The sequence below is a fragment of the Blautia sp. RTP21359st1_E11_RTP21359_211015 genome, from assembly GCF_040910705.1.
GTDB lineage: Bacteria > Bacillota > Clostridia > Lachnospirales > Lachnospiraceae > Blautia_A > Blautia_A fusiformis.
The window spans coordinates 127,551-140,814 of sequence record NZ_JBDGAB010000001.1 but is presented as its reverse complement, the minus strand read 5'-3'; the positions used below and the strand labels follow the sequence as shown (position 1 = coordinate 140,814).

11 protein-coding genes are annotated in these 13,264 nt (G+C 44.9%); 10 read left to right on the top strand and 1 reads right to left on the bottom strand.

Features of this window, described 5'->3' with window-relative positions; translation table 11 throughout:
• Nucleotides 1–153 precede the first annotated feature (153 nt).
• From AB5026_RS00640 to AB5026_RS00605, 8 genes are all read left to right on the top strand, one after another.
• Complete coding sequence (locus AB5026_RS00640; protein WP_161208536.1) at nt 154–678, top strand: adenine phosphoribosyltransferase; 525 nt, start codon at nt 154–156, stop codon at nt 676–678.
• Nucleotides 679–756: 78 nt separating this feature from the next.
• A complete protein-coding gene (locus tag AB5026_RS00635; protein ID WP_015524639.1) occupies nt 757–3,081 on the top strand; it encodes a bifunctional (p)ppGpp synthetase/guanosine-3',5'-bis(diphosphate) 3'-pyrophosphohydrolase in 2,325 nt (774 codons plus the stop codon).
• 22 nt (nt 3,082–3,103) lie between these two features.
• Nucleotides 3,104–3,733, top strand: coding sequence for an MBL fold metallo-hydrolase (locus AB5026_RS00630; RefSeq protein WP_021650380.1), 630 nt, complete (start codon nt 3,104–3,106; stop codon nt 3,731–3,733).
• A complete protein-coding gene (gene hemZ / locus AB5026_RS00625) occupies nt 3,705–5,234 on the top strand; it encodes a coproporphyrinogen dehydrogenase HemZ (protein WP_368212600.1) in 1,530 nt (509 codons plus the stop codon). Before AB5026_RS00630 ends, hemZ begins: the two co-directional genes overlap by 29 nt.
• Nucleotides 5,235–5,255: 21 nt before the next feature.
• Complete coding sequence (locus AB5026_RS00620) at nt 5,256–5,891, top strand: HD-GYP domain-containing protein (protein WP_227588522.1); 636 nt, start codon at nt 5,256–5,258, stop codon at nt 5,889–5,891.
• Entirely contained in the window at nt 5,824–7,077 is a 1,254-nt protein-coding gene (hisS, locus tag AB5026_RS00615; RefSeq protein ID WP_173722384.1) for a histidine--tRNA ligase, read from the top strand. The genes AB5026_RS00620 and hisS overlap by 68 nt, the downstream gene beginning before the upstream one ends.
• A gap of 77 nt (nt 7,078–7,154) precedes the next feature.
• Entirely contained in the window at nt 7,155–8,954 is a 1,800-nt protein-coding gene (gene aspS / locus AB5026_RS00610; RefSeq protein ID WP_015524642.1) for an aspartate--tRNA ligase, read from the top strand.
• Nucleotides 8,955–8,960: 6 nt separating this feature from the next.
• On the top strand, nt 8,961–9,716 hold the full coding sequence (locus AB5026_RS00605) for a TSUP family transporter (protein ID WP_021650384.1): 756 nt from the start codon (nt 8,961–8,963) through the stop codon (nt 9,714–9,716).
• Between the two features lie 84 nt (nt 9,717–9,800).
• Here AB5026_RS00605 and AB5026_RS00600 read toward each other — a convergent pair whose 3' ends face one another.
• Entirely contained in the window at nt 9,801–10,934 is a 1,134-nt protein-coding gene (locus AB5026_RS00600) for a hypothetical protein (RefSeq protein ID WP_349045522.1), read from the bottom strand.
• Between the two features lie 218 nt (nt 10,935–11,152).
• On the opposite strand from AB5026_RS00600, the gene AB5026_RS00595 reads away from it, so the two are divergent.
• Both AB5026_RS00595 and AB5026_RS00590 read left to right on the top strand, forming a co-directional pair.
• Nucleotides 11,153–12,595 (top strand): biotin/lipoyl-binding protein, encoded by a 1,443-nt coding sequence (locus AB5026_RS00595; protein ID WP_368212599.1) that lies wholly within the window; start codon nt 11,153–11,155, stop codon nt 12,593–12,595.
• Complete coding sequence (locus AB5026_RS00590) at nt 12,592–13,263, top strand: ABC transporter ATP-binding protein (protein ID WP_015524653.1); 672 nt, start codon at nt 12,592–12,594, stop codon at nt 13,261–13,263. Before AB5026_RS00595 ends, AB5026_RS00590 begins: the two co-directional genes overlap by 4 nt.
• Nucleotide 13,264 lies beyond the last annotated feature (1 nt).

Genomic DNA, 13,264 nt, shown 5'->3' with positions numbered 1-13,264 from the left:
GTAAAACAGGAAAGAAGGCTCTGTACTGGGCAATATGCAGTCCAGGGCCTGTCGTAATTCCGCGAGTTCTGTCGGGTTGCACATTGATTCCCTACAGAAAAAGTGCTATACTATCTAACATCTGATTGACAAATTAAACCATTGGAGGTTATTATGAAAAAAATAGAAGAATATGTAAGAAGTATCCCGGACTTTCCAGAGCCAGGGATTATTTTCCGTGACGTTACCAGCGTCCTTCAGGATGCGGATGGATTACAGCTTGCCATTGATTCTATGCAGAATTGTCTGGAGGGTGAGGAGTTCGATGTGATCACAGGTCTTGAATCCAGAGGCTTTATCTTTGGTATGCCGATCGCATATAATCTTCACAAACCCTTTGTTCTGGTCCGCAAAGCAGGAAAACTTCCATGTGAGACCGTTTCCAGAACCTATGAGCTGGAGTATGGAAGTGCAACTATCGAGATGCATAAGGATTCCATCAAGCCGGGACAGAAGGTTGTTATTGTGGATGACCTGATCGCTACGGGCGGAAGCGTGGAAGCTGCCATCAAGCTTGTGGAGGAGCTTGGCGGCGAGGTTGTCAAGGTGGTTTTCCTTATGGAGCTTGCAGGTCTGAAGGGACGTGAGCGTCTCAAAGGTTATGATGTGGCATCTGTGATCTGTTACGACGGAAAATGATTTTTTGTCGGTGGAAGGGGATGTGAACTGTTGTAGTCATACGGCAGTATGAAATTGTGCACAGGCAGGTGGGATTTAATGGCAGAGACAAAAAATACGGAAAAACAAAACATTGAGATACAGAAGGAAGAAGAAAAAAGAGAGTCTGTCCGGAAGGCAGATGCGGCGGTGAAATCCATGCATGATTTTACAAGCCCTGAGGTTCTTTATCAGGAGCTTATAAAAAGCGTGAAGAAATATCATCCGTCTACAGATATTTCCATGATCGAAAAGGCCTATAAAGTGGCCAGCGAGGCACATAAGGATCAGAAACGTAAATCCGGTGAACCTTATATCATTCATCCTCTCTGTGTTGCAATCATCCTTGCGGATCTTGAGCTGGATAAGGAGACCATAGTGGCAGGTCTTCTTCATGATGCGGTAGAGGATACCTGGATGACGTATGAAGAGGTGGAAAAGGAATTTGGTTCTGAGGTAGCACTTCTGGTAGATGGTGTTACCAAGCTGGGACAGCTGTCCTATTCCAAGGACAAGGTAGAGGTTCAGGCTGAGAATTTAAGAAAGATGTTCCTTGCAATGGCTAAGGATATCCGCGTCATCCTGATCAAGCTTGCGGACCGTCTTCATAATATGCGTACCCTGCAATATATGAGACCAGAGAAACAGCAGGAGAAAGCAAGAGAAACCATGGATATCTATGCTCCCATCGCGATGCGGCTTGGTATTTCCAAGATCAAGGTGGAACTGGATGATCTTTCTCTTAAGTATCTGAAGCCGGATGTTTACTATGATCTGGTAGAAAAGGTTGCTCTTCGCAAAAGTGCCCGTGAGGAATTTGTTAATTCTATCGTGAAACAGGTAAAGCAGCATATGGAGGATGCCAATATCAGGGCACAGGTGGATGGCCGTGTGAAGCATTTCTTCAGCATCTATAAGAAGATGGTCAATCAGGATAAAACCATTGATCAGATTTATGACCTGTTTGCTGTACGTATCATTGTAGATACTGTGAAGGACTGTTATGCAGCTCTTGGTGTTATCCATGAGATGTACAAGCCGATCCCCGGCAGATTCAAAGATTATATCGCAATGCCGAAAGCCAATATGTATCAGTCTCTGCATACAACACTGATCGGTCCTAACGGACAGCCTTTCGAAATCCAGATCCGTACATTTGAAATGCATAAAACCGCAGAATACGGTATTGCGGCTCATTGGAAATATAAGGAAACTTCCGATGGTAAGAAACCTGGAAAGAGTGAGGAAGAGAAGCTGAACTGGCTGCGCCAGATCCTGGAGTGGCAGCGTGACATGTCCGATAACCGGGAGTTCATGAGTCTTCTGAAAAATGATCTGGATCTTTTTGCAGACAGTGTTTACTGTTTCACTCCCCAGGGAGATGTAAAAACACTCCCAAACGGTTCTACACCTATTGATTTTGCATACAGCGTGCACAGTGCAGTAGGAAACAAGATGGTAGGTGCCAGGGTCAATGGCAAACTTGTTCCTATTGAATATAAGATCAAAAACGGTGATCGTATTGAGATCATAACATCCCAGAATTCTCAGGGTCCCAGCCGTGACTGGCTGAAGATCGTAAAGAGCACACAGGCTAAGAATAAGATCAACCAGTGGTTTAAGAAAGAACTGAAGGAAGATAATATCCTGAAGGGTAAGGACATGCTGAATCAGTATGCCAAGACCAAGGGCTTTAAACCAGGCATATATACCAAGCCACAGTATATGGAATCGGTAATGCATAAATATGGTTTCCGAGACTGGGATTCTGTATTGGCAGCGATCGGACATGGCGGCCTGAAAGAAGGTCAGGTGTTTAACAAGCTGGTAGAAGCCTATGAGAGGGAGCATAAGAAGAATCTTACAGATGAACAGGTCCTGGAGGCAGCTTCCGAATCACAGGAGAAGCTTCACATTGCCAAGAGTAAGAGTGGCATTGTAGTAAAAGGCATTCATGATGTGGCAGTTCGTTTTTCCAAATGCTGTAGTCCGATCCCGGGAGATGAGATCGTAGGCTTTGTAACAAGAGGAAGAGGGATCACCATTCATCGTACAGACTGTGTGAATGTGCTCAACATGCCTGAGATTGACCGGAAACGTCTCATTGAAGCAGAGTGGCAGATGCCAGACAGAGCGGATTCCGAGAAATACGAAGCGGAGATCCAGGTTTATGCAAATAACCGTACCGGACTTCTGGTGGATATTTCCAAGATCTTTACAGAGAGGAAGATCGATCTTCGTTCTATTAACAGCCGTACCAACAAGCAGGAACGCGCCACGATTTCCATGTCCTTTAATGTATGCAGCAAACAGGAACTGAATTCTCTGATCGAAAAGATCCGTCAGGTTGAAAGTGTTCTTGATGTAGAGCGAACAACGGGCTGACCCGATAAACGGAGGAATTTTTATGAGTAAACTTGAAATGCAGCAGTGTGTGCTGGGCCAGGTGTTTACCAACTGCTATTTTCTGAAAAATAAAGAGACCGGAGAACTGCTGATCGTAGACCCGGGAGACTATGCAGAAAAAGTTTTTCAGAAAGTATCTCTTATGCAGGGAAAACCGGTGGGGATCCTTCTGACACATGGTCATTTTGATCACATCATGGCTGTAAAGGAAGTGAAGGAAAAATATCAGATCCCGGTTTATGCATGCATGCAGGAAGAAGTGATGCTGGCAGAGCCCACGATAAATATGACTGCTGTTTATGGAAGTGCCTGTTCAATTAAGCCGGATGTTCTTCTGGATGACGGGCAGATTTTCGAAGCGGCCGGATTTTCCATCCAGATGTTCCACACACCGGGACATACCAAAGGAAGCTGCTGCTATTATATCAAAGACGAAGGTGTGCTTTTCAGCGGAGATACATTGTTTTGCGGCTCTGTGGGAAGAACCGATTTTCCTGGCGGAAGTTCTGCTGAGATCGTAAGAAGCCTTCACAAGCTTGTGGATACTTTGCCAGAGGATACAGAAGTATTTCCGGGGCATGACGCATCCACAACCATTGGTTATGAAAAGAGGTATAATCCATTTGTATAAGATTGGCATTTTGTTTCAGAACAGAGATTTTGAGCATGATGTGTATGAACTGATCAAAGCGTTTTATCCCGGAAATGAGATCGTTTCTCTTTATGAAGAGGATGATGCGGATTATGATATCCGCTTCCGGGTCTCACGTGATGAAGAAGGTTATACCATCAGTTACAACAACGGAATAGAGAAAAAAACAGCTCATGGGGCTGTGATAGAAGGGCAATCCAGTGGAGAAGCTTCGGATGCCCTTATTTCTTGCAATGATGCCCATGATATCCGCAGAAAAAATAAAGACGCGATCAAATACGCCCTGTATCAGATGCTTTCCAAAGCTACAGGAAAGACACTTCCCTGGGGAAATCTTACAGGCATCCGTCCTGTGAAAATGGCTATGGGAATGCTGGAGTCCGGAATGAAAAATACGGAGATCGCCAGATATATGAGAAATCAGTATCTGGTAAGTCCGGAGAAAACAGCTCTTGCAGTTACCATCGCAAATCGTGAGCGGGATATCCTGAAAAACATTGATTATGAAAACGGCTACAGCCTTTATGTTGGCATTCCTTTCTGTCCGAGTATCTGTCTGTACTGTTCATTCAGTTCCTATCCGCTGGAGAGATGGCGTAAATATGTGGAGGCGTATCTGGATGCGCTGGTAAAGGAAATTCGGGCTGTTTCCGGGATGATGAAAAACCGGAAGCTGGATACGGTCTATATCGGTGGGGGAACACCTACCACACTGGAGCCGGATCAGCTTCGGAGACTTCTTGGCGCGATCACGGAATATTTTCCCTGTGAGGAGCTGGAAGAATTTACGGTTGAGGCAGGAAGACCGGACAGTATAACCTTGGAAAAGCTTCAGGCGATCCGGGAGTTTCCGGTTACCAGGATTTCTGTAAATCCACAGACCATGAATCAGGAAACCCTGGATATCATTGGCAGACGTCATACAGTAGAACAGACAAAGAATGCGTTTCATCTGGCAAGAAAAGCCGGATTCGACAATATCAATATGGATCTGATCGTGGGTCTTCCCGGCGAAGATATCACAAAAGTGCAGCATACACTGGACGAGGTAAAAGCTCTCGGGCCGGACAGCCTGACCGTGCATTCTCTTGCTGTGAAGCGTGCGGCAAGACTGAATATTTTCCGTGATAAATACCAGGAGATGACCTTTGAAAACAATCAGGAGATCATGGATCTGACTATGAAAACTGCCTACGAGATGGGAATGGGCCCTTATTATCTGTACAGACAGAAGAATATGAAGGGGAATTTTGAGAACGTCGGGTATTCTGAGGTTGACAAAGCAGGGATTTACAATATACTGATTATGGAGGAAAAGCAGCCGATCATCGCACTGGGTGCAGGTGGTTCCTCCAAGCTTGTGTTTGATCACGGACAGCGCATTGAGCGTGTGGAGAATGTGAAGGATGTTGTCAATTATATCACACGTATCGATGAAATGATCGAGAGAAAACGCGAGGGCATTGCAAAATGGCTGTAGACGGAAAGGAGAGACGGATCCTTGAAAAGCGTACAGAAGATAAGTGAAACTACGCAGGACCGGATCCTGGAAATGGATCTTTCCGCAGAGCTGAAACATGGGGTTGTTGTCAGTAACCTTGCCTATGATGTGGCAAAGGAGCTTGGTCTTGGTGAGAAAGAATGTTATCAGCTGGCTATTGCCGGAATGCTCCATGATATAGGCAAGCTGAAACTGGAAGGATACATTAATGGCCAAGAGCAGAATCCGATGGTCATTGAAGAACTGAAATATGTTCGCATGCACTCCACATTAGGTTACGAGATCCTGAAAGACCAGGGATATTCCGATTATGTTCTGGAAAGTATTCTTTATCATCATGAGAATTTTGACGGCAGCGGTTATCCCAGCAACAGAAGCGGAAAGGATATCCCTATGGGTGCAAGGATCCTGAGAGTATGTGATGTATATGCGGCTTTGAGTATGGACAGACCATATCGGAAAGCTCTGGAAAATGATGAAGTTTTAAGACTGATGATCGATGAGATTAAAAACTTTGACATGCAGGTGTTTCTTGCATTTCAGAGGGTGATTCATAAAGGAGGAAACTATGGCATTAAAAAAGAAACCAGTTACAGGAATGAAGGACATTTTACCGAAGGAAATGGCAATCCGTAACTATGTGATGAATATGATCAGAGAGACGTACGGAACCTTTGGTTTTTCCGCGATCGAGACTCCCTGTGTAGAACATATTGAGAATCTCTGTAGCAAGCAGGGCGGTGAAAATGAAAAGCTGATCTTCAAGATCATGAAGAGAGGCGAGAAACTGAAACTGGATACTGCAAAAACAGAGAATGATCTGACAGATTCCGGACTTCGCTATGACCTGACCGTACCGCTTTCCAGATATTATTCCAATAATGCAAACGAGCTTCCGGCTCCGTTTAAGGCACTTCAGATGGGAAATGTATGGAGAGCTGACCGTCCGCAGAGAGGTCGTTTCCGTCAGTTTATGCAGTGTGATATCGATATCCTGGGTGAGCCGACCTATCTTGCTGAGATCGAGCTTGTACTTGCAACTACAACACTTCTTGGAAAACTGGATTTCCAGAACTTTACGATCCGTATCAATGACAGAAGGATCCTGAAGGCAATGGCTCAGTACAGCGGATTCCCGGCAGAGAGCTTTGATACTGTCTTTATTATTCTTGACAAGATGGATAAGATCGGCATCGAGGGAGTTGCAGAGGAGCTTGAGAAAGAGGGCTTTGAGAAAGAGAGCATTGACACTTATCTTGGACTTTTCCGTGAGATCACCAACGATGTTGAGGGTGTCCGTTATATTAAAGAAAAACTTTCTGATGTTCTGGAAGCAGGTATTGCAGAGGATCTTGAAACGATCATCAACACTGTAGAATCTGTAAAAACAGCAGACTTCAAAATGTCCTTTGACCCTACACTGGTACGTGGAATGTCCTATTACACAGGTCCGATCTTTGAGATTTCCATGGATGAGTTCGGCGGAAGCGTCGGTGGAGGCGGACGTTACGATGAGATGATCGGTAAATTTACAGGAAATAATACCTGTGCTTGCGGTTTCTCCATTGGATTTGAGAGAATCGTTATGCTGCTTCTTGAGAGAGGCTATGAGATTCCAACCAAGAATGGCAAGAAAGCATATCTGATCGAGAAGAACATGCCGGCAGACAAGCTTCTGAACATCCTGAAACAGGCAACTGAGGAAAGAAGTGCAGGTACACAGATCAATATCTCTATCATGAAAAAGAACAAAAAATTCCAGAAAGACCAGCTGGCAGCAGATGGTTATACAGAGTATGTAGAATTTTTCAACAGAGACTGAAACTGCCCGTCTGAAAACGGAGATAGCAGAGTAAATTAAAATGACTATGAAAAAAATAGTCAGAGGAGGATAAAGAGATGGCTGAAAGCATGCAGGGACTGCACAGAACTTGCCGATGTGCAGAAGTGACCACAGAGATGGTCGGAAAAGAAGTAACATTAATGGGATGGGTGGCAAAAGCCAGAAATAAAGGAGGTCTTGTATTTGTGGATCTTCGTGACCGTTCCGGGATCATGCAGCTGATTTTTGAGAATGGCAGCATTGACGAGGAAGGCTTTACAAAAGCAGGTAAACTGCGTAGTGAGTTTGTTATTGCTGTAACCGGTACCGTAGAGAAACGTGGAGGAGCAGTAAACGAGAATCTTGCAACTGGCGAGATCGAGCTTCGTGTAAAATCCCTCCGTGTTCTTGCTGAGGCAGATGTTCCTCCATTCCCGATCGAGGAGAATAGCAAGACAAAAGATGAGATCCGACTTAAATATCGTTATCTTGATTTAAGAAGACCAGATCTTCAGAGAAATATCATGATGAAGAGCAAGGTTGCCCAGCTTACAAGACAGTTCTTTACAGAAGAGGGATTCCTTGAGATTGAGACACCGATGCTTGGAAAGAGTACTCCTGAGGGAGCCAGAGACTATCTGGTACCATCACGTGTTCATCCGGGAAGCTTCTATGGCCTTCCACAGTCTCCGCAGCTGTACAAGCAGCTTCTGATGTGCTCCGGATTTGATCGTTATATCCAGATCGCAAGATGCTTCCGTGATGAGGATCTTCGTGCTGACCGTCAGCCGGAGTTCACACAGATCGATATGGAGCTTTCCTTTGTTGATGTAGACGATGTTATCGATGTTAACGAGAGATATCTTGCATTCCTGTTCAAAGAAGTTCTGGATATCGATGTAAAACTCCCGATCCAGAGAATTACCTGGCAGGAAGCTATGGATCGTTTTGGTTCCGACAAGCCGGATATGCGTTTCGGTATGGAACTTCATGATGTCAGTGATATCGTAAAAGACTGCGGATTTGGTGTGTTCACAGGTGCACTTGAGAACGGCGGAAGTGTTCGTGGTATCAATGCAGAAGGTCAGGGCGCAATGCCGAGAAAGAAGATCGATAAGCTTGTTGAGTTCGTAAAAGGTTATGGTGCAAAAGGTCTTGCATACATTGCCATTGCAGAGGACGGAACCAGAAAATCTTCTTTCGCCAAGTTTATGACAGATGAAGAGATGGATGCTCTTGTAAAAGCTATGGACGGCAAGCCGGGAGATCTTCTTCTTTTTGCAGCAGATAAGACAAAATTGGTATACGATGTACTGGGAGCACTCCGTCTTGAGCTTGCAAAACAGATGGATCTTTTAGATAAAAATGAGTATCGTTTCGTATGGGTAACAGAGTTCCCGCTTCTTGAGTGGAGCGAGGAGGAGAACCGTTTTACAGCAATGCACCATCCGTTCACCATGCTTATGGAGGAGGATCTTCCGCTTCTTGACACAGATCCGGGAAAGGTTCGTGCAAAAGCATACGACATCGTTCTTAACGGAAATGAGATTGGCGGTGGCAGCGTGCGTATCCATCAGGATGATATTCAGGAAAGAATGTTTGAGGCACTTGGCTTCACAAAAGAAGCTGCACATGAGCAGTTCGGATTCCTTCTGGATGCCTTCAAATATGGAGTTCCGCCACACGCAGGACTTGCATATGGCCTTGACAGACTTGTTATGCTTATGGCAAAGGCAGATACGATCCGTGATGTTATTGCATTCCCGAAGGTTAAGGATGCCTCCTGTCTGATGACTCAGTCTCCTAGTCAGGTAAGTGAGGCACAGCTTCATGAGCTGGGACTTGACCTTGAGCCGCAGAAAGAAGAGGAAGAATAAAAAATCATGCAGCCGACAATCTATACATTTCTGATCGTTTGCCCACTTGTATTTCTTGCCGGATTTGTAGATGCTGTAGCAGGCGGGGGAGGACTGATCTCCCTGCCTGCTTATCTTTTGGCCGGAGTTCCTGTACATAATGCTGTTGCCACCAACAAGCTGTCATCAGCAACAGGAACATTGATCTCAACTGTCCGTCTGTGCAAAAATAAATTTGTGGACTGGATCCTGGTGCTTCCATGTATTCCAATGGCACTCCTGGGATCTTCCATAGGAGCTCACCTTGCTCTTATAGCCAGTGATAAGCTCCTGCGTTATATGCTGATCCCTGTTCTTCCGGTGGTTGCTTTTTATGTGCTGCGCAAGAAAAATATGGATGAGAAGGGTGGCGAGATCGCCAGAAAAAAACAGATCCTGCTCTGTGCCGTATGCTCTCTTGCTGTAGGATGCTACGATGGATTTTATGGACCAGGAACAGGAACTTTTCTCCTGCTTTTGTTTACAGGATTGGGAAAAATGAGTGTGGCAAAAGCATCCGGTACCATGAAGGTTACCAACCTCTCTTCTAATGTAGCGGCTCTTGTTGTATTTCTGCTCAGCGGAAAGATTGTGATCATGCTTGGAATTGCAGCGTCAGTGTTCTCGATCGCAGGACATTATACCGGTGCAGGTATGGTTATGAAAAACGGAAGCCGGATCATACGGCCTATTATTCTTATAGTCCTTGCATTGCTTTTTATAAAGATCATATCCGGAATATAAAAAAGAAGAATATAAAAAACCCGTGAAGATCACGCTTTCCTGTCAGAGAAAGCAGATATTCACGGGTTTTCTAGCTTTTATTCTTTATTCGTTATCTTCGGTAGAATCTTCAGGAACCGGTGAAGCGGTAAGAGTTCCGAAGATGGCATTGCCCAGTTCGGTACCTGCATTCTCAAGCTTCCAGGATGCACCATCGTTTGTGAGATGGAAGGTAGCAGTGGCAGTTATGGTTGCCTGATTATTCCTGATACTGTCCAGAAGCAGTTCATGTGATTTGTTGTAACGCTTCTGGGAACCGTCGATCACTGCATCAGCAGAAGCCAGATAAGTATTCAATTCTTTTTCGTACTGTGTAAGAATGGAATTACTGTCAAATGTGGTAAGCTCTGCGTCCACCTCAGCAAGATATCCGGAAACAGAGGTGCTTGATATTTTGTAGTTAAAACAGGAGTGAAACTGTTCCATAAGGGCAGAGGCAATGGCGTTTTTTGCCGAATCTGAAGTGTTCAGAATGGAATCCAGCCCTAAATAATTAGCCATCTGCTTTACATCCATTTCCTGAAGCGTTTTCAGATAGACGGTAAGCGTTTCGGCAGGCGGCACAAGATCAGGATCGGACAGATAGGTGATAAGGCCACCGACCAGATCATTTTCGAGAGAGGAACTGTGCGTAATCTCCCAGTCAGGTTCTGAAGAAGATCCAAGATTGTTTAGTTGGATGGAAGTATTGCGTTCTGCAGAACTGTACGTGTTATTCTTGAGAAGCTTGTACAGGAGCAGATAACGCTGCTCCAGGGAATTTCCGTTATCATTTTCTTTACCGGAGGCGGTTTCCAGTATTTCTTCCTGAAGGCTTGCAGAAACAAAATCACTGGCAAGAGCCTTAGCATCCAGAGTAGTAAGCTTAAGCTGCGCAGAAGCATTTTTTTCGTCGCTATCAACGGATATACCCAGGATTTTGTAATCGAAATTCTGAAAGAAGAGAGAAAATACTTCTTTTATGTCAGCAGAAAGCTTTGTGCTGTCATCAGAATCCGGAAACAGTTCCTGATAGGATATGTACTGCATGGTTGTTTCAGAGTCCAGATTTTTAAGAAGATCCAGATCTTTTTTGATCGCCTTCTCCGCATGAGCTTTGGCCGACTGGGAGCAGCTACATAAAAAAACTGAGAGAAGAATGATCATCAAGAAAGCCAGCAGATGTTTCACTGTCTTCATATTGTTCTTTCCTTTCAAAAAAGTTATATTATAACATTTTAGCAGATAAAGTACCGAAAGTCAAAATATCGCAAAAATGGAGAAAAAGGAGACTTTTTTATGAAAAATCTGTGAAATCTGCATCGTTTTCTTCAGGGACTTTTCTTTTTAGAGTGAATCTGCTATGATGTTTGAAGCAACAGATAGTTTCAGTACGATGCTGAGAAAAGGGGACAGATATGAAAAAACGTATTTTGATCGCACTTGGGGTCCTTGTACTTGCAGCCGGTATCGGAGCCGGTGGATGGTATTATTATACACATCATGCAGGGTCCGCAGGAGGCAGCGATATTGTATATGTAACAAAGATAAGCAAGCTTTCGGAAATGGATTCCGGAGTGGAAAACCGATATGCAGGTGTTGTGGAACCGCAGGAAACGGTTCAGGTAAAGATCGAAAGCGGCCGAAAGGTAAAAGAAGTTCAGGTAAAGACCGGTCAGGAAGTCAAGAAAGGGCAGCTTCTTTTTCAGTATGATCTTGGAAGTATCCAGCAAAGTCTTCAGGAAGCACAGCTGGCCTTGGACCGCCTGAAAAACGAACAGTTAAGTATATCTGATCAGATCACTACACTGGAAGCTGAGAAAAAGAAAGCTACAGCAGATAATCAGCTTTCCTATACAATAGAGATCGAAACACAGAAAATGAATCTCAAGAAGAATGAATATGATCAGAAAAGCAAACAGGCAGAGATCGATAAGCTTTCCCAGGCAACGCAGAATACCGAGGTGCGCAGTGAGATCGATGGAGTGATCCAGAAGATCGATACCTCCAAGATGGGCAGCGATGATTCTGAGGGCGTGGAGGATACGCTGACAGAAGGCACGACGGATTCCACAGATTCCAGTTCCGGAGACAGCTCCGGCAATGCATTTATCACGCTCCTGAGTACAGGTGCTTATCGTGTAAAGGGAACGGTAAATGAAATAAACCGTGATTCGATCATAGAGGGAACTCCTGTGATCATTCGTTCCAGAGTGGATTCTTCAAAAACCTGGAAGGGCACCATGGGCTCTGTTGACCTGGATAATTCTACCAGCAACAGCAGTTCGGATATGGCAATGTTCGGAATGTCCAGTGCCAGTGATGATCAGACATCATCCAGTACCTATCCGTTTTATGTGAATCTGGATTCATCTGAGGGTCTGATGCTGGGGCAGCATGTGTATATTGAACCGGACGAAGGACAGGATGAGAAGAAGTCCGGTATCTGGCTGAACGATTATTTTATCGTGGATGCGGATACAGACAGCCCATATGTCTGGATCGCAAACGGTCAGAACAAGCTGGAGAAGAGAGATGTCATATTAGGACAGTATGATGAAGATCTTGGGGAATATGAGATCGCAGACGGACTTTCTGAAAAAGATAAGATCGCATTTCCGACAGATGAGCTGAAAGAAGGTATGTCTGTCACAGAAGGTACTGCAGATCAGACTACAGCGGCGATGTGGGATGATTCCGAGGATGATGAAAGTATTGATGATTCTGCGTACACGGAAAGTGATGGCTCAGAGCCTGAAATGATCGAAGATGGAGTGATCGACAGTGACATGATGGATGCGACAGACGATATTTCTTCGGGAGATGACCTTGTTCCGATGGAAGGAGCGCCGACAGAATGATTTTGGATTTAAAAGGAATATATAAGGATTATCAACAGGGGAAAATGACGGTACCTGTATTGAAAGATGTAGATTTTTCCATGGAGGAGGGAGAATATGTGGCGATCATGGGACCTTCCGGTTCCGGAAAGACTACACTGATGAATATTATCGGATGCCTGGACAAACCTACCAAGGGAACTTTTCTCCTGAATGGAGAAGATATTGCCAAATGTACAGAGAATGAGATGTCAGATATCCGTCTGAAAACGATCGGATTTGTATTTCAGAGCTTTCATCTCCTTCCAAGGCAGAGTGCGCTGACAAATGTGGAACTGCCGCTGAATTATGCAAGGGTTCCCAAAAAGGAGCGCCGGGAACGTGCACGAAAAGCTCTGGAGCGTGTAGGCCTTGCCGACAGGGTGGATTTTAAGCCCAACCAGCTTTCCGGAGGACAGATGCAGAGAGTGGCTATTGCAAGAGCAATCGTAAACAATCCCAAGCTTTTGCTGGCAGATGAGCCTACTGGGGCACTGGATACGAAATCGGGAGCACAGGTTATGGAACTGTTTCAGAAGCTGAACGATGAGGGAGTTTCTGTGCTGATGATCACACATGACCCGGAGATCGCGGCACATGCCAAACGGGTTGTTATGATCCGTGACGGTGAGCTGCAGGAAAAGAGGTGAT